The 17,997-nt window shown below is 62.3% G+C and carries 11 protein-coding genes and 1 pseudogene; 1 reads left to right on the top strand and 11 read right to left on the bottom strand.

What is annotated here, in order from left to right; translation table 11 throughout:
• Positions 1–1,657 (bottom strand): annotated as a pseudogene (locus AC0JZ4_RS23475) (OFA family MFS transporter).
• 928 nt (positions 1,658–2,585) lie between these two features.
• On the bottom strand, positions 2,586–6,281 hold the full coding sequence (gene putA, locus AC0JZ4_RS23470; protein ID WP_471888873.1) for a trifunctional transcriptional regulator/proline dehydrogenase/L-glutamate gamma-semialdehyde dehydrogenase: 3,696 nt from the start codon (positions 6,279–6,281) through the stop codon (positions 2,586–2,588).
• Between the two features lie 132 nt (positions 6,282–6,413).
• On the opposite strand from putA, the gene AC0JZ4_RS23465 reads away from it, so the two are divergent.
• The gene (locus tag AC0JZ4_RS23465; RefSeq protein WP_471889082.1) at positions 6,414–6,908 is read left to right on the top strand and encodes an Lrp/AsnC family transcriptional regulator; all 495 of its coding nucleotides are present in this window, start codon (positions 6,414–6,416) and stop codon (positions 6,906–6,908) included.
• 16 nt (positions 6,909–6,924) lie between these two features.
• Here AC0JZ4_RS23465 and AC0JZ4_RS23460 read toward each other — a convergent pair whose 3' ends face one another.
• The 9 genes from AC0JZ4_RS23460 to AC0JZ4_RS23420 all read right to left on the bottom strand — a co-directional run bounded on the left by AC0JZ4_RS23460 (position 6,925) and on the right by AC0JZ4_RS23420 (position 17,997).
• Entirely contained in the window at positions 6,925–7,101 is a 177-nt protein-coding gene (locus tag AC0JZ4_RS23460; RefSeq protein ID WP_471888872.1) for a hypothetical protein, read from the bottom strand.
• 110 nt (positions 7,102–7,211) lie between these two features.
• Positions 7,212–8,690, bottom strand: coding sequence for an amidase (locus AC0JZ4_RS23455; protein WP_471888871.1), 1,479 nt, complete (start codon positions 8,688–8,690; stop codon positions 7,212–7,214).
• A gap of 154 nt (positions 8,691–8,844) precedes the next feature.
• Complete coding sequence (locus AC0JZ4_RS23450) at positions 8,845–9,582, bottom strand: GntR family transcriptional regulator (protein ID WP_471888870.1); 738 nt, start codon at positions 9,580–9,582, stop codon at positions 8,845–8,847.
• A gap of 81 nt (positions 9,583–9,663) precedes the next feature.
• A complete protein-coding gene (locus AC0JZ4_RS23445) occupies positions 9,664–10,902 on the bottom strand; it encodes a M20 family metallo-hydrolase (RefSeq protein WP_471888869.1) in 1,239 nt (412 codons plus the stop codon).
• A 43-nt stretch (positions 10,903–10,945) separates the two neighbouring features.
• A complete protein-coding gene (locus AC0JZ4_RS23440) occupies positions 10,946–12,280 on the bottom strand; it encodes an aspartate aminotransferase family protein (protein WP_471888868.1) in 1,335 nt (444 codons plus the stop codon).
• A 19-nt stretch (positions 12,281–12,299) separates the two neighbouring features.
• Positions 12,300–13,367, bottom strand: a complete 1,068-nt coding sequence (locus AC0JZ4_RS23435) for a phosphotransferase (RefSeq protein ID WP_471888867.1) — start codon at positions 13,365–13,367, stop codon at positions 12,300–12,302.
• Between the two features lie 84 nt (positions 13,368–13,451).
• Positions 13,452–14,879: an amidase gene (locus AC0JZ4_RS23430; protein ID WP_471888866.1), complete on the bottom strand. Its 1,428-nt coding sequence runs from the start codon at positions 14,877–14,879 to the stop codon at positions 13,452–13,454.
• Between the two features lie 17 nt (positions 14,880–14,896).
• On the bottom strand, positions 14,897–16,249 hold the full coding sequence (locus tag AC0JZ4_RS23425; RefSeq protein ID WP_471888865.1) for an aspartate aminotransferase family protein: 1,353 nt from the start codon (positions 16,247–16,249) through the stop codon (positions 14,897–14,899).
• 56 nt (positions 16,250–16,305) lie between these two features.
• The gene (locus tag AC0JZ4_RS23420; RefSeq protein ID WP_471888864.1) at positions 16,306–17,997 is read right to left on the bottom strand and encodes an ABC transporter ATP-binding protein; all 1,692 of its coding nucleotides are present in this window, start codon (positions 17,995–17,997) and stop codon (positions 16,306–16,308) included.

Genomic DNA, 17,997 nt, shown 5'->3' with positions numbered 1-17,997 from the left:
TTAGCCGAACAGCGCGAAGCTGCTCTTGACCGTCACCCAGATGCCCCACAGAAGCGGGATGCCGACGACGGCCCAGGCGAATGCAGCCTTGGCATCGAGGCCACCGGTACCGATACCGAACGAACCGGTCGGGCCGGCGTTGGCGGCAGCGGTCTTTGCCTGCAGCGAAGCCACTTCCTCATCCGACATGAACCACTTGTCGCCGAGCGGGCGAACGAGCGAGTTGGCAATCAGACCGAGCACAAGCATGCCGGCGAGGATATACATCGTGCCGGTATAGAGTGCCGGGCCGGTCGGAACGCCGGCGCTGATCTGTGCTTCGCGGATGTAGTTGACGACGACCGGGCCGAGGATGCCGGCGGTTGCCCATGCCGTCAGAAGGCGACCATGGATGGCGCCGACGAACTGGGTACCGAAGATGTCGGCAAGGTAGGCCGGGATGGTCGCGAAACCACCACCATACATCGACAGGATGATGCCGAATGCCAGCACGAAGAGCGCCTTGTTGCCCATTTCAGCAAGCGTCGGAGCAAGCGCGTAGAGCAGGATGCCGACGATGAAGAAGCAGTAATAGGTGTTCTTGCGGCCGAGCTTGTCGGATGCCGACGCCCAGACGAAACGGCCACCGATGTTGAACAGCGACAGAAGACCGGTGAAACCGGCCGCGATCGCGGCGATCTGGCCCTTCTGAGCCATGTCGAGTTCGGCGAAGGTGACGCCCGGCAGGCCGATCAGCGAGCCGGCGAAGATTTCCTGCAGCATCGGCGACGCCATGCCGATAACGCCGATACCGGCCGATACGTTGAGGCAAAGAACGGCCCAGATCAGCCAGAACTGCGGGGTCTTGTGCGCGTCACGCAGGTGTACGTGGCGGGTGGTGATCATGCTCGACTTGGCAACCGGCGGCGTCCAGCCTTCCGGACGCCAGCCAGCCGGCGGGATGCGGTAGCCGAAGGCGCCGCCCATCATGAAGACGAAGTAGATCGCCGCCATGCAGATGAAGGTCTGCCACACGCCGATCGAAACATCGGTGCGGAAGTGGTTCATCAGCAGGTTGGCAAGCGGAGCGCCGATCATTGCGCCGCCGCCGAAGCCCATGATCGCCATGCCAGTCGCCATGCCGCGACGGTCAGGGAACCACTTGATCAGCGTCGAAACCGGCGAGATGTAGCCGAGGCCGAGACCGATACCGCCGATGACGCCGGCGCCGACCCACATCAGCCACAGCTGATGGGTCATGACGCCGATGGCCGCGACGAGGATACCACCGCACCAGCAAAGTGCCGATACGAAGCCGGCCTTGCGCGGGCCGACCTTTTCAAGCCATCCGCCCCAAATGGCTGCCGAGCAACCCAGGAGAACGAAGAACAGCGTATAGATCCAGCCGAGGTCGGCGACGCGCCAGTTGCAGCTCGTGGTGAACAGCGCGGTGAAGACCCGACATGCTGGCGCAGGACGGGTCCGGATCGCCGGCGATCGCGCGGGTCAGCGGCAGCCAGAAAACGCTGAAGCCGTAGGCCATGCCGATGCAAAGGTGAATGGCAAGCGCTGCCGGCGGCACGAGCCACCGGTTGAAGCCAGGCTTGGCTATGATGTGTTCCTTATCCAGGAAGCCGGCGCTCGACGCGCTGCCTCCGGATGCTCCTGCAACTGCCATAAGAATATCCCTCTCTTAGGTCATGGCTCTGTAAGCAACCGTCGCCTTCGTCCCTGGGGTGCCCTCGGACAAGCGGTTGCGTGATGCCGCGCACGCTACGAAGCGTGAGCGGCGTTTCTTCATCTCCCGACTTTCAGCCAGGACAATTTGTACGGCGGCATGCCTGATGCCTCCGACATTCCTGCCCCTCTCGGCGTCAGACCGGTGGATTGCGGATGAGGAGCTCCCGGCGAGGGAGAAAAACTCCCCTTCGCTGACCGGAAGATACCTCGACGGGACGCAGCGAGTGTCTCGCTTGCCCGATGTGATGGTGTTGATGACGATCGCGCCACTGCCGCGCACCGAATGGGCCTCGTCCGTGCACAGGTCTCCGACAGGCGTCCAGCTGCGGTAATTTGCCACGCATGAGGCGGAGGCGAAACGGGATCGATAGGGTAAAGCTATCAAGCGATCGACTATTGCCGCATTCGAGTGAGCATTCCCGGCACCGTTACTACGGCTATTTTGCGGGACTGCAATGGTGACGAAGTGTAACGTCATCGGACTCTGCGACAATATAGCGCTCCCCCTTAAACTGATTTTTGTCAGGTTTGCAAGGGTGCGACGATTTTACCCGTTGCTATTCGCACATGATAATTTTCGGACGCTCGGCGCTTCACCCGCATCGGCCGTCAGGCTTGCCGCACCGAAGCACCCGCCACGGCGCGGACGGCATCGATTGCAATAGACTCTTATGTTTTGCGGTTTGGATGGCGATTGCCAGACCGACACCGGAGGGCCGGTACCGAAGACGGGCCGAGCGAGATCACGGCGTCTATGTCATGAACAAGGAATGCGCAGAATGCGGGCCACAATGGATGCAGCATGCGGAAGGCGCCGACGAGCGCCTTCCGAGGAAATCAAGAGACCATGGGACGCTCCGCGTGCGTCAGCCGATCGCCATCAGGCTCGCATTGCCGCCGGCAGCGGTCGTGTTGATCGAGGTAGAGACCTCTTCCAGCAGCCAGTTGAGGCAATAGGGCTCGGCATTCGCCTCGATCTCCGCCGACGTCGCGGCCTGCACCAGAACCAGCGGGCCGGGCAGGGCGGCGATCTTTTGTGCCGCATCGCTGACGCGTACGGCATCGCCCTCGATCAGTGCACCGGCAAACGGCGCATCGGCCTTCCAGTCGCTGCTCCAGCAGATCCTTACCGCAACGCTTGCCGGCAGATCGCGCAGGGCCTGCTTCAGATCCACCGCCGCATCGATGGCAACCTCATTGCCGGTGGCAAGAGCGGCTGTCAGCTGGCGATAAAGACCGACTTCCGTCTGCGGCACGAGAAGAATGCGGCCGCGGGCATGCAGCGCGTAGAGATTGCGCTCACCGACCGGACCGGACAGGGTGGTGACCATGCCGAGCGCCGACACGGCACCGGTCTCACGGGCATCCTGCGCCAGACGATTGCGACCGCGCTGCCCAAGCCAGCGGGCAAAATCGGTCAGCGCCGGATCGGTGTGTACCGAGCTGTGGCGCGGCGGCACCGGCGCGTTGTCGACAAGCCGCCCGAGATACAGCGGCCCACCCGCCTTAGGACCCGTGCCGGAAAGACCACGCCCGCCGAATGGCTGCACGCCGACGACCGCGCCGATGACGTTGCGATTGACATAGATGTTGCCGACGCGGACCAGATCGGTGACCTGCGCGATCGTTTCATCAAGGCGCGTATGGAGGCCGAAGGTGAGGCCGTAGCCGGTGCCGTTGATATCCTCGATCAGCCGTTCGAGATCATCACGCCTGTAGCGTACGACGTGAAGAACCGGGCCGAAGACTTCCCGCTCGAGGTCCTTCAGCGAGTTGATCTCGATGATTGCCGGCGCGACGAATGTGCCGTTCTCCGTCTCCGGTCCAAGCGGCATCCGCTCCACCTTGCGTCCGAGCGTGCGCATGGCGGCGATATGAGCCTCGATGGTTCCCTTTGCCTCCTCGCTGATCACCGGGCCGATGTCGATGTTCAAGCGATCTGTCCGGCCGATCGTCAGCTCCCTCAGCGCGCCTTTCAGCATGGTCAGGATACGGTCGGCGACCTCTTCCTGCAGGCAGAGAACGCGAAGCGCCGAACAGCGCTGGCCGGCGCTGTCGAATGCCGAGGCGATGACGTCGAAGACGACCTGTTCGGCCAGCGCCGAGGAATCGACGATCATGGCATTCTGACCGCCCGTCTCGGCGATCAGCGGGATCGGCTTGCCGTTCGGCAGCAGGCGCGCGGCGAGCTGCGCCTGGATGAGACGCGCGACTTCCGTTGAGCCGGTGAACATCACGCCGCAGGTTGCCGGCGAAGCGACGAGCGCGGCACCGATCCGGCCGTCACCCGGCATCAGCTGCAGCACGCCTGCCGGAATACCGGCTTCATGCAGGATGCGAACACCTTGTGCAGCGATCAGCGGCGTTTCCTCGGCCGGCTTTGCCAGAACCGGATTTCCGGTCACGAGTGCTGCGGCAATCTGGCCGGTAAAGATGGCGAGCGGAAAATTCCACGGGCTGATGCAGACGATAGGGCCGAGCGGGCGATGGCCGGGGCCGAGCGTCCGGCGCGCCTGTTCGGCATAGTAGCGCAGGAAGTCGACGGCTTCGCGCACCTCGGCGATCGCGTTCGGCATGGACTTGCCGGCCTCGCGCATGATCAGGCCGAGGAGGTCGGGCATGTCCCGCTCCATGATATCGGCTGCCCGCTCCAGGCAGGCGGCGCGGTCCGCCGGCGCAACGGCGGACCAGCCTGCTGCGGCTTCGGACGCCGTCGTCATGCCTTTCTCGACATCCGCCTCGAAAATCTCCTTGACGATACCGACAACATCACGCCGATCGCCCGGATTGAGAACCTGGCGGCCATCCTCGGCATCGGCGATCGCGCCATCTGCGGCCGCGGAGACCCACCGGCGGGCGCCGGAAGCCTTCAGCGTGGCGGAAATTCCCGCAAGAGCAACCTCGTTCGACAGGTCGAGACCGACGGAATTGGCGCGGGCGCCGTAGAGATCACGCGGCAGCGAGATCTGGTCATGGCGGGCGCCGACTTCCGCCATGCCGCGCACGACCTCCGCCGGATCGGCAATCAGGTCATCGACCGAAACCGATGCGTCGCCGATGCGGTTGACGAAGGACGAGTTCGCGCCGTTTTCCAGCAGGCGTCGGACGAGATAGGCGAGCAGCGTCTCATGCGTGCCGACCGGCGCATAGATGCGGGCCGGCCGACCGAGTTTGGACGGACCGACAACCTCGTCATAGAGCGGCTCTCCCATGCCGTGCAGGCATTGGAACTCGTACTTGCCGCTGACGAAATCTGGACCGGCCAGATGGTAGATGGTTGCCAGCGTCTGCGCGTTGTGGGTGGCGAATTGCGGGAATACAGCATCGGTTGCCGCCAGAAGCTTTTTCGCGCAGGCAATATAGGAAACGTCGGTGTGTACCTTGCGGGTATAGACCGGGAAGTCGCTCAGGCCATCGACCTGCGCGCGCTTGATTTCGGCATCCCAATAGGCGCCCTTGACGAGGCGGACCATGATGCGGCGCTTGTTTGTGCGGGCAAGATCGATGATGAAATCGAGCACGCGCGGGCAGCGCTTGCCATAGGCCTGCACGACAAAGCCCATGCCTTCCCAGCCGCCCAGATCGGGATCTTCGCAAAGGCTCTGCAACAGGTCGAGCGACAGTTCCAGCCGATCGGCCTCCTCGGCATCGATATTGAGACCGATATTGTAGCGCTTGGCGATGACAGCCAGCGCCTTCACCTTCGGCAGAAGCTCCGCCATGACCCGCTCGGACTGGGAGCGCACATAGCGCGGATGCAGCGCCGAAAGCTTGATGGAAATGCCCGGACCATCATAGATGCCGCGACCGGCAGAAGCGAGGCCGATCGCGTGGATCGCTGTCTCGTAATCCTTGTAATAGCGCTCGGCATCAGCAGCCGTCGTGGCGGCTTCGCCGAGCATGTCGTAGGAGTAGCGGAAGCCACGATCTTCCAGCGTCCGCGCACGCTTCAGCGCTTCGGCGATCGTCTCGCCGGTGACGAACTGCTCGCCCATCATGCGCATCGCCATATCGACGCCACGGCGGATGACAGGCTCGCCGCAACGGGCGATCAGCCGTGTCAATGCCGCCGAAAGATTGCGGCCGTCGACCGTATTGGTCAGCTTGCCGGTAACGACGAGCCCCCAGGTCGCCGCATTGACGAACAGCGAACGCCCGCCGCCGACATGCGACTTCCAGTCGCCATTGGCGATCTTGTCGCGGATCAGCGCATCCCGGGTCGCCATGTCGGGAATGCGCAGCAGCGCCTCTGCAAGGCACATCAGCGCCACGCCTTCCTGGCTCGACAGCGAATATTCCTGCACCAATCCCTCGACACCGGTCCCCTTGTGCTTGGCGCGCAGCGCAGTGATCAGGCTGCGGGCGGTATCGCGCACCTTGTTGGCCAGAGCTTCCGGCAAGGTTGCCTCGGGCAGCAGGCTCGCCATGCAATCGGCTTCAGGCAGACGATAGGCCGCAGTGATCGCGCGACGCATCTCACCCTGCTCGCGCACAGGAGGTGCAAAACTCGCGAACGGGGCAGGAACGTCGGCGGCAGGGTCGATGGCGTGAGGCTGCGTCATGGTGCTTTCCGGTTGTCACGAAGCGAGGTTTCTATGTGGCGCGGAAAATACCACGCCCCCATTTTTCGAGTTGCCTTGTTTTTCGCGTTTCACTACTCATTTCGACTGATTTACGAGGAATATATCGCCATAATGGCCTCCAAAACTCATATCTCTAGTGAATTGGACCAGTTCGATTCCCGAATTCTGCAGGAATTGTCGGTAGATGGGCGATTGTCGATCACCGAATTGGCAAATCGCATCGGTCTTTCCAAGACGCCTTGCCAGCAGCGCCTGCGCCGGCTGATCGATGAAGGCTATATCGAGGGTTTTCGCGCGATCATCAGCGCCGAGAAAATGGGGCTCGACCACATCGCCTTCGTCGAGGTGAAACTGAGCGACACGCGCGAGGAGGCGCTGCGAAGCTTCAACGAAGCTGCGCGCAAGATCCGTGAAATCGAGGCCTGTCACATGATCGCCGGACGTTTCGACTACCTCCTGAAAGTGCGCACAAGAGACATACGTCGGTATAGGATCGTTCTCGGGGAGAAGATTTCAACCCTTCCCTTTGTCGCAAGCACGTCTACCAACGTGGCGATGCAGACCGTCAAGGAAGGCAAGCAGCAGCTCTTGCCGCCGGGCGACTAAGGAAGGCGGCGAGCGCTCAGGGCGCCGGAAGTGCCGGAGGCGTGCCCCCGCTGGCAAACTGGAAATAGGCCCAGACGGCGACGAGTGCTGCCGCGACCGCAACTACGGTCAGGACCCGCTTCAGCCACGGCGGGGTCTGGCGGGGAGGCTTGGGCTGCTGCGGGCGCTGAAACTTGATGACATTGTCGCTCATGCCAATGTCTTAGCGCGAAGACCTCTTTTCTGCCAAGCGGCTTTGATGCACCCACGGCCGCAAACCACAGGATCCGGTAGCGAGCGTAGGCCGCCCGCGCGCCACACGGGTCAGCCGAGATTGGTGACGTGAACCCTGGGCAGATCGCCGCCGTTCCAGCGGCCATCGAGCGCCCGCTCTATCTGCGCGCCCAGTTGCAGCAAAAGGGCGTCCGATCCCATCGCTCCCTGTATCTGCATGCCGAGCGGTAGGCCGTTCGCATGTTTTGCAAGCGGCAGTGACAGGCCCGGCGTACCGCAGAGATTGTTGAGCGGCGTATAGGGGAAGAAGCCCCACAGGTTGGCGAACCAGTCGAGAGCCGAGGGATTGTCGGTCGTGGTCAGATATTGCGTCGTGCCGATCGGCGGCGTCTCGCGCGCGGTGATCGGGGTCAGAACGATATCCCAGTCCTCGAAGAAGGCTGCAAACGAACGCGCCGTCTCGTTGAAAGCGATCTGCATGTCGGCGCGCTCGGTATAGCTGGCATCCTTGCCCTGTTCCCAGATGCGGATATTCATCGGCTCCATGAGATCGGCAGGCGGCTTCTCCAGTCCTCGCATCCTCAGGAGATTGTTCACAGTCTGGGCGAAATTGGTGATGTAACAGGTTGTTTGCGCTGCATAAGCCTTTTCGAAATCGACCTTGGGCGTGACCCACTCCACCTGATGGCCGAGATCGGCCAGGAAGCGCGCGACGCGGTCGAGTTCGGCCACTATATGCGGCGTCGAGCGATACGGCCCCCACTCATGCGAGACGGCGATGCGCAAATTCTTTGGATCACGCTCGATTGCCTTGAGAAACGGTTCCTCGGGCATCCAGTAAGGCATGAATTCGCCAGGCGCGGCGCCGCGGCAATTGTCGACGAAGGCCGCGGTATCGCGAATGGTGCGGCTGATGCAGCCCTGCGTCGACACGACCGAGGTGAAATCGGAATTGAGCGGCGCGATCGAGAACGTACCGCGCGACGATTTCAGCCCGATGGCGCCGTTGGTGCCGGACGGAATGCGGATGGAGCCGCCGCCATCGGTGGCATGCGCGAGTGGCACGACGCCCGCCCCGACCATCACCGATGATCCCGCCGACGAGCCGCAACTGGTAAAATCGGTATTCCACGGATTGCGGGTCACATACATGGCGGGGTTTTCAGCCGAACTGCAGCAACCGAATTCCGGCGTCGTCGTCCGGCCGATGATATTGAGACCCGCGGCCTTTATCTTGCCGGTCAGAAATGTGTCGGCCGTCGCGCGATTGCCCTTCATATAGAAGGAACCCTGTTCCTGCAGGCGCCCCGCGAGCGTCGGGCCGAGATCCTTGAGCAGAAAGGGCAGACCGGCAAACGTCCCTTCAGGATCGGCGCCGTTGACGCCGGCATCGGCCACCGCATCGTCGAAGATTTCAACGACACCGCAGATTTCAGGATTGACCGCCTCGATCGCCGCCTTCGCCTGCTGGCCAAGCTCGCTGGCGCTTACGTCGCCCTTTCGAACCAGACCGGCAAGTGCGAGCCCGTCCTTGGCGAACCACTCGCTCCAACTCATCACCATTGCCATCAGCCAACCCCGCCTATTTCAAAATCAAAAAACAAGATCGGTCCCCAAGATCGGCCTCAGGGACCACTGAAAACGGATAATCGTATCTTCCAAATCGCGATATTCTGGAGAAGTGAGTGCTCCACTCCGTGCTGATATGAGCAGAGCCCTTGCGTCAGATGTCTGCCAATGCCTCCAGGAGCGTGATGTCATCCTCGCCGCTGATGATGTCGGCATCGGTTTTGATCACATACTGCACCACCGCCAGAATTCCACCGAGATGGGACTTCAGGAGTTGCGCGGCACCGTGTTCGTCATGTGCCTTGATTGCCGCATAAAGAGCGACGTGCTCGTCGAGCACTTCCTCGAAATAGCCCATCTTCGGAAAGGCCTGCCGCCGCACGCGGTCGAGCTGCCCGGTGGCATTGTGAATGGTCTGCCAGACATTGGGAAAACCGGCGATCCGGCAGAGCAGCCGATGAAAGTCGTTGTCGACCTTGAAGGCCTCGTCGATATCCTGCCGTTTCGCCGCTTCCTGCTGGCGAAATATCAAAAGGTCCAGATCCCTTTCGTAAACGGCCGTGAAATTGCGGGCAGCCAGCTGGACGGTACGCATCTCGAGGCTCGAGCGCACGAGATGGCCCTCGATCACCTTGCGCATGACGATCTTGTTGACGAAGGTACCGCCGCTCGGGACGATGTTGACGAGCCCCTCCTGCGCCAACCGCAAGACGGCCTCGCGCATCGGCGTGCGGGAGATGCCGAGTTCGGCACACGTCTCCTTTTCGTTCAGCGTCTCACCGGGCGCGAGCTTCATGGTGATGATGGCATCGCGAATGACATTGTAGGCCCACAGCGCCTTCGGCACGCTGCCTCCCATCTCGTCCGCCCCCAGTCTGGCGTGTGAATTCACTCAAAAACCTCGCATGTCCGCCCGATATACCAACATACCGCCTTATACTCGGAGATTGCACATGAACAAATGATAAGATGGCTAGGCCTCGTTGGCCGCGATCAGCGCCATGTCCAGCAGAACCGCTGCACCCGCAGCCACCGCTTCAGGCTCGCACCACTCCTTTTCGCTGTGAGAAATCCCATCCTTGCACGGTACGAAAATGATCGCAGCCGGGCAGAGGTGATGCATGGCCAGCGCATCGTGCGATGTCAGCGTCGGCAGTTTCATCGAGGAATATCCGCGCGCCTCGGCCACATCCAGAACCCGGTTTGAAAGATCTTCGGAAAGATCCAGCCGCTGGCGGTAATGCGATGTCGTCGCTTCGATCGAAAGGCCCGTTTCAGCGGCGATCCGCCTGGCCGCGTCCTCTATCTTCTGGATGATTGTCGCACGACCTTCTTCCGTCGCATGTACGGCAACATAGGAAAGCTTGGTCAGGTGCGGAATATTGACCCGGTTGTTCGGCCAGTTGCGAATGACGGTTGCGCTGACCATGCCGTCGGGTTCGTTTTCCGCCCCGATCGCCTCGATCTCGAGAATGAACTTCGCCGCGGCCACGAGCGAATTGCGACGCTTCGACATGGCCGCCGTCTGCGAGTGACCGTTCTCGCCGTTGATATCGATAAAGCCGCTGCATCCCCAGGAGCTGTTGGAAACGGCGGCGATCATCACACCGGCCTTTTCCATTTCAGGTCCCTGTTCGATATGAAGCTCCAGATACTTATGGATCGGCCGGCCGCCAACCGGAAGCGAACCGGCATAGCCGATGCGGGCAAGCTCGTCGCCCAGCATGGCCCCGCCGTCATCCTTGCGGCTCAGTGCTTCATCCAATGGCAGAATCCCCGCGAAGATGCCCGACCCCATGACACCAGGCTGGAATCGCGCGCCTTCCTCGTTGGTGAAGTTGGCGATCTCGATCGGCCGGAGCGTCTTCACACCGGCCTCGTCGAGCGCGCGCACGACCGAGAGGCCGGCTAGCACACCGAGAACGCCATCAAATTTGCCGCCGGGCGTCTGCGTGTCGAGGTGACTGCCGATCATCAGCGGCGAAAGCGAAGGATCGCGTCCTTCGCGCCGGGCGAACATATTGCCGATCGCATCGACGGTCACAGTCAGGCCAGCTTCCTCCGCCCAATGGCGGAAGAGATTGCGGCCCTCGCGATCGGCATCCGAAAGCGCTGGACGGAAACTTCCCCCGCCTTGCGTCGCACCGATCGCCCCCATCGTCATGATGTCGGCCCAAAGCCGCGCGGCGTTGATGTCCGGAGATGCAGTCATGGTCGATCCTTTGATGATCAGGGAGCAGAGGCGGGGCAGGCGATCATTCGGTTTCGTGCAGCACCTCTTCCAGAGTCTTGAGGAAAATGTCGGCATGCTCGCGCCCGAAGGGCAGGGGAGGGCGGATTTTCAGCGTGTTGCCGTGAATGCCGGCGGCGCTGATCAGCACCCGGCGCTCGCGCATGCGGTTGACGACGGCGAGCGAGCGGGCGCCATCTGGTTCGCGGCTGTCGCGATCCTTGACGAATTCCAGCCCAAGGAACAGGCCGGCGCCACGAACATCGCCGATGCAGTCGAAATCCTGCTGCAGCCGGCGCATCCCCTCCATCATGTAGTTGCCGGTTGCGAGCGCATTGCCCATCAGGTCCTCGTCGTGGATGATGTCGAGCACGGCATTGGCGGCGGCGATAGACACGTGGTTGGCGCCGAACGTGTTGAAATAACGGATATCGCGGCCGAAACGCTCCTGCACCTCGCCCTTCATCACGGCGGCCGCGATCGGCAGCCCGTTGCCCATCGGCTTGCCCATGACGACGATATCGGGAACGATGTCGTGGCGCATGAAGCCCCACATATGCGAGCCGGTGCGGCCGAAACCGGGCTGCACCTCGTCAGCTATGTAAAGCGCGCCCGCATCATGCACGACGTCGAGCGTCTTTTTCAGGAAGCCGGGAGGCTCGGAGAAGATGCCGTCGGTGGAAAAGATGCTGTCGGCGATGAAGGCCGCCGGCTTGATGCCGTGGCGCAGCATGAAGGCGATCGCCTTCGATACGCCTTCGGCAAACGCTTCGCCGACATCCCGGCCATCGGCACGATAGCCATCCGGTGCCGGCACCGTCATTACATGCATGCCGAGCGGCATGTTCGGGCCGAGGGACGGCGAAATGGCGGCAGCCGCCGCCGTCGTGCCGTGATAGGCGTTTTCGGTGATGATGATGCCGGTTCCGCCTGTGTAATAGCCGGCAAGGCGCATGGCGAGATCGACCGCCTCGCTGCCGGTGCAGGCATACATGACCCGATCCAGCGCATCCGGGAATGTTGCGAGCAGCTTTTCCGAATAGTCGAGGATCTTCTCGTCGAGATAGCGCGTGTGCGTGTTCAACACCGCCGCCTGCTCGGCAATCGCGGCCACGACCCGCGGGTGGCAGTGGCCGACGGACGGCACGTTGTTATAGGTGTCGAGATAGGCATTGCCGTCCGGGTCGTAGAGCCACACACCCTCGCCGCGCACCAGATGCAGAGGGTTCTCGTAGAACAGCCGGTAGGATGGGCCGAGCATCGTCTGGCGTCGCTCGATCATCGAGCGTTCCCGTTCGGGCAGGCTGCCAAGGCGCGAGGCATCGAAACCGTTGATCATCGTCGTGGCTGGCTTGTTCATGTCTCTTCCCTCTGATGCGTTATGAACGGCAGGCGTTTGCAAGGCGGGCGATGGCGTCGTCCTTTGAGACGGCGTCGAGCCGTGCAAACTGATCCCAGACTGTGGGGCTGTTGCGGGTGTAGAGTTCCCGGTGCTCGGGAAACAGTTTTGCTCGCCATTCGGGAATGGCCAGACGCATCAGCATGCGGGTCTGAACTGCCGGATAGAGCAGCGCGATCTCCTCGTCAGCGAGCGATTTTTCCGTCGCGTATCCTTCAAGAAAGTCGCACATGGCCTCGATGGGATCGCCTGCATTGCCGATCTGGTAAGCGGCGCCCACGGCGACATCGAACAGCAGGGGAGCATGCACCATGTCGCCGAAATCGATGATGCCGCTGATCGTATCCGGCTCCCTCTCATCGACAAGGATGTTTTCCATGTTGAAGTCGTTGTGAATGATCTGCGCCCGCAAATCCTTCATCCGCGGCAGGACGAGATCTTCGAAATCTGCCATGGCGCTTTCGAGCCGCGCGCGCTGGGCGCCATCGCCGAACACGGGCAGCAGGTCGCGCACGCTTGCGGCATGGCTCATGTCCCAGGTGATGCGGTGATGGGCGGCCTCATGCGTGAAACTCTCAAGTGCTTTCTGCATCCGGCCAAGCAGAACACCGATGCGGCGCCGCTGGATGGCCGAGTGAGGCTGCGATTTCTGCGACACGCCGGGAGCGAATGTCACCATGCGGACGCCGCGCGTACCGCCGTCGTCATCGCTCATGCGAAAGTCGGCCTCACCGTCGAGCGTGCGGATGATGCGCTGGATCGGGATCCCCGGATCAGCCGCCTCGACATGCAGCAGCGCCTGGCTGTGCATGCTCGTCATGGCCGGATTTTCCGCCGGGTTGAGAATTTTCAGAAGGTATTCGGTCCCGTCCCCCAGCGTCAGGCGATAGTTGCTGTCCTTTTCGCCCCATAGCCATTCGACCCGGCCTTCAAGTCCATACCTGTCACGGGCGATACGCTGCGCCTGATCCGGCGGCACCGCGTTTACACCCGTCTCGAGCTCTGCGCCCAATCCACCCGTCGCTGCCTGACCGGCTGTCGAAGCCATGCGTTTCATCCCCATGCGTATTCTGTTGTTGTACTGATGCGGAGGCTTGGCGCCCCCGCATCGTCATCCCTTGTCATTCCCGTGTCAGGCGACCCGCGGAGCGCTCAGCATCTCTTCCGGATAGGCGGCCTGATAGGCGGCTGCAAGCCTCAGCACGATGTCATCGCGAAAGCGCGCGCCGACGAATTGCAAGCCGACCGGCAGACCGCCGGCATCGAAGCCGCACGGCACGGAGACGGCCGGCTGACCCGTCATGTTGAACGGATAGGTGAACGGCGACCAGTCCGACCAGTCCTTGCCCTCGACGCCGCCGGGGAAGTCGACGCCGGCCTCTATCGCCGTCGTCGGCATGGTCGGCAGCATCAGCGCGTCATATTTCTCGTGGAACAGCGCCATCGTCACCTTGAGATCGGCACGAACCTGCTCGGCAGTGACATAGTCGATCGCCGAATAGACCTTGCCCTTCTCGTAGATACGGATCAGGCCCGGATCCATCAGCGCTTTCTGCTCTTCCGTCGGATTGACCATTTCCACGGTGCGGGCTTCCGCAGCATACCACAGAGCCAGTAACGCATCCTGCGGATTGGCAAAGCCCGGGTCGACTTCCTCGATAATCGCGCCCATGTCCGCTAGGCGGCTCGCAGCACGCTCGACGGCGGCTGCAACATCCGGTTCCACCTCGGCGTAACCGAGCGTGCGGCTGTAGCCGATCTTCAGGCCCTTGACGCTTGCGCCCCTGATTGCCTCGCGCCAATCCGGCACGGGGGTCGGGCAATAGCCGTACATGGCCTTTGGCGTCGGACCGGTCGTGGCGTTCATGAACAGGGCCGCGTCCTCGACGGTGCGCGCAAGAGGACCGCGATGGGCAAGTTCGAACAGCGCCGTCGGCGTGTCGGATGGGATCCATCCATAGGTCGGCTTGATGCCGAACGCGCCGGAGAACGACGCCGGGATGCGGATCGAGCCGGCGCCGTCGGAGCCTTCGTGCAGCACGCCCATGTTGAGCGCCGCCGCAACGGCCGCACCGCCGGACGAACCGCCCGACGCACGATCCGTGCGCCAGGGGTTGAGCGTATTGCCGAAGGCCGGCCCGTGGGTGACGCCCTTCCAGCCGAATTCCGGCGAGGTCGTGGTGCCGAGCACCGTGACGCCCGCGCCGCGCAGGCGCTCCATGATCAGGAACTCCTTCGTCGAAGGCGTCGTCTCGCCGAGCGCCGAACCGCGCCGCCACGGAATACCCTTGACCGGCGTCAGTTCCTTGATCGTCGTCGGTGCGCCATCGATCGGCGACAGCGGTTCGCCCTTCTTCCAGCGCGCTTCGGACTCTCTTGCTGCGGCCAACGCCAGTTCCGGCACGACATGGGCAAAGGCATTGACGCTTGGATTGAATTTCTCGATCCGTTCCAGCGACGCTTTCGCAGCCTCTACCGGCGAGGCCTTGCCGCTCGCGAACAACTCGGAAAGCTGGGCCGCGGTCATTTCGCCGAGATCGGTCTTCTGCATCATGTTCATTCCTTCACTCCTTAACCTCAGGCCCGCGCTGCCTGCACCTTGTCGAGCGCGCGCTTGACGGCGCCGAACATCTCGTCGATCTGCTCGGCAGTGATGATCAGCGGCGGGCAGAAGCACAGGGCTTCGGCGATGTTGCGGATGATCAGTCCTTCCTCTTCGCAGGCAGCAGCAACGGCTGCTGCGGCATCGCCCGGCTTGCCATCAGCCCAGGGCGCGATTTCGAGCGCACCGAGCAGGCCGACGCCGCGCGACGAATGCGCCAGCGGGTGCTTTGCCAGTTCCGCCAGCCCGCCGAGGAAGTTCGCTTCCAGCCGGGCGACATTGCCGACCAGATCGCGCTCCTGGATGATCTTCAGGTTTTCGAGACCGACGGCGGTTGCGACCGGATGGCCGGATGCGGTGAACCCGTGACCGAAGACGCCGATGCGATCGGACTGGTCGGCGATCGGCTGGTAGAAATGATCGCTCATGATGATCGCCGAAAGCGGCATGTAGGACGACGAGATCTGCTTGGACACGACGAGCACATCCGGCTCGATGCCGAGCGTCTCGCAGGCGAACATCTTGCCGGTGCGGCCGAAGCCGCAGATGACCTCGTCGGCGACGAGAAGGATGTCGTGTTTTTTGAGGATCTGCTGAACGCCGGCCCAGTAACCGTCCGGCGGCACCAGAACGCCGCCAGCACCCATCACCGGCTCGCCCCAGAAGGCTGCGATCGTCTCAGGCCCTTCCTTGAGGATCAGCTCTTCGAGATCCTTCAGCATGCGCGTGGTGAAGTTTGCCTCGCTCTCGCCCTCTTCGGCAAAGTGGACATAGGACGGGCAGGACGTGTGGATCATCCGGTCGAGCGGCAGGTCGAAGCTCTCATGATTGCGCGGCAGGCCGGTGATCGAGCCGGACGCGATGGTAACGCCGTGATAGCCCTTGATGCGGCCGATAATCTTCTTCTTCTCAGGCTTGCCAAGCGCATTCGACCGATACCAGACCATCTTGCAGGCAAGGTCGTTGGCTTCAGAGCCAGACGAGGTGAAGTGGACCTTCGACATCGGCACCGGCGCGATCTGGATCAGCAGTTCGGCGAGATCGACGGAGGGGCCATGCGTCTTGTAGGCGAAGGTGTGGTAGTAGGGCAGCTTGTCCATCTGCGCCTTGGCGACTTCGGACAAGCGCTTCTCACCGAAGCCGAGCGCCACCGACCAGAGCCCGGCAAGGCCCTCGATGTAACGTTTGCCGCTGTTGTCGAAGACATAGATGCCGTCGCCGGACTCGATGACGAGACCGCCGGTCTTCTCGTATTTCCTCAGGTTGACCATCGGATGCATCTGGTAGGCCATATCGCGGGCTTCGACCGAATTCGGCATGATCGTCATTGTTCTGCTCCGTTGAAGGGCGCTCATGGCCCTGTGTTATGTTTCGCTCAGACGGCTCAGGCCGTCATCAATGCTTCCTTTGCCCGGCCGGGAATGGCCTCGATCAGGCTTTGCGTATAGGCGTGTTTCGGTGTCGCGAAGATCGCGTGACCGGTACCGATCTCCACCACCTCGCCCTTCTGCATCACCATCACCCGGTCGCAGATTTTTGCAGCGACGCGCAGATCGTGGGTGATGAAGACGAGGGATAGGTTGAGGTCCTTCTTCAACTGGCCCAGCAAATCCAGAACCTGCGCCTGGATAGAGACGTCCAGCGCCGAGACCGCCTCGTCGGCGATGATGATCTCGGGTTCGAGTGCCAGAGCGCGGGCAATGCCGATGCGCTGTCGCTGACCGCCGGAAAACTCGTGCGGGAAACGGTTGGTCCCCTTGGGATCGAGGCCCACCATTTCCATCAGCTCGGCAGCACGCGACATCGCCTTCCTGCTGTCTTCGCCATAGGCGATCGGGCCAGATGCGATGATGCGGCCGACCTTCTCGCGCGGATTGAGCGATGAATAGGGATCCTGGAAGATCATCTGCATGCGCCGGCGAATGGCTCTCAGGTCCTCGCCTTTCAGATGCGCCATGTCCTGGCCGCCGAGAAGAACACGGCCGGAATCCGGGTCCTGCAGCCGCACGAGGCAGCGGCCGACGGAGGATTTTCCCGATCCGCTTTCACCGACGATACCGAGCGTTTCGCCGCGTCCGAGCGTGAAGGAGACATCCTTGACCGCGTGCACCTCACGCGCCTTGGAAAACAGCCCGCCACCCATGCGATAGGTCTTGAAGAGCTTTTCGACGACGAGAAGAGGCTCCGGCGTCTGGCTGCCGACAACGCCGTCTCCCGCCTTCGGGATCGCGGCGATCAGCTTCTTCGTATAGGCGTGCTGCGGCGAGAACAGCACTTCGTCCGCCGTGCCCTGCTCGACGATGCGGCCAAGCTGCATCACCGTCACATAGTCCGCGATTTCGGCAACGACGCCGAAATCGTGGGTGATGAACATCACCGCCATGTTGCGCTCCTTCTGGAGCCTGGCGATGAGTTTGAGGATCTGTGCCTGGGTGGTGACATCGAGCGCGGTGGTCGGCTCGTCGGCGACCAGCACTTCCGGCTCCAGCGCCAGCGCCATGGCAATCATGACGCGCTGCCGCTGGCCGCCGGACAGCTGGAAAGGATAGCTGTCGGCCGCGCGCGGCGGATCGGGCAAGCCCACCTCCGTCAGCAGCGAGAGCGCCTTTTCCTTGCGTGCCTTCGGCGTCAGCAGGCCATGCGCCTCGAAGACTTCCTCGATCTGGGCCGAGACCTTCATCAGCGGATTGAGCGCCGACATCGGCTCCTGGAAGATCATCGCCACGCGACGACCGCGAATGGAATAGAGCGCTTCGGCGGATTGCGTCACCAGATCCTTGCCTTCGAGCAGGATACGCCCCTCGGCGATCCGCACGGTTTCCGGCAAAAGCCCCATCAGTGCATTGGCCGACATGGACTTGCCCGAACCGCTCTCGCCGACGACGCAGAGCATTTCGCCCGGAAACAGCTTGAAGCTGACGCGGTCGACGGCATAGGGCCGGTCCGCGCCGTCCGGCAGAGCGATGCTCAGCCTGTCGATATGGACGACCGGTTCGCCGCGGCCCGTTTCGTTCAAGGCACCGGGATGAATGACGGCGTCGGACGCGGCTTCGGTGATCGTGTTCTCGGCAAGCAT

Source organism: [Rhizobium] kunmingense, assembly GCF_977018605.1.
The sequence above is the reverse complement of the archived record's forward strand: the minus strand, read 5'-3'. Positions and strand labels throughout refer to the sequence as shown.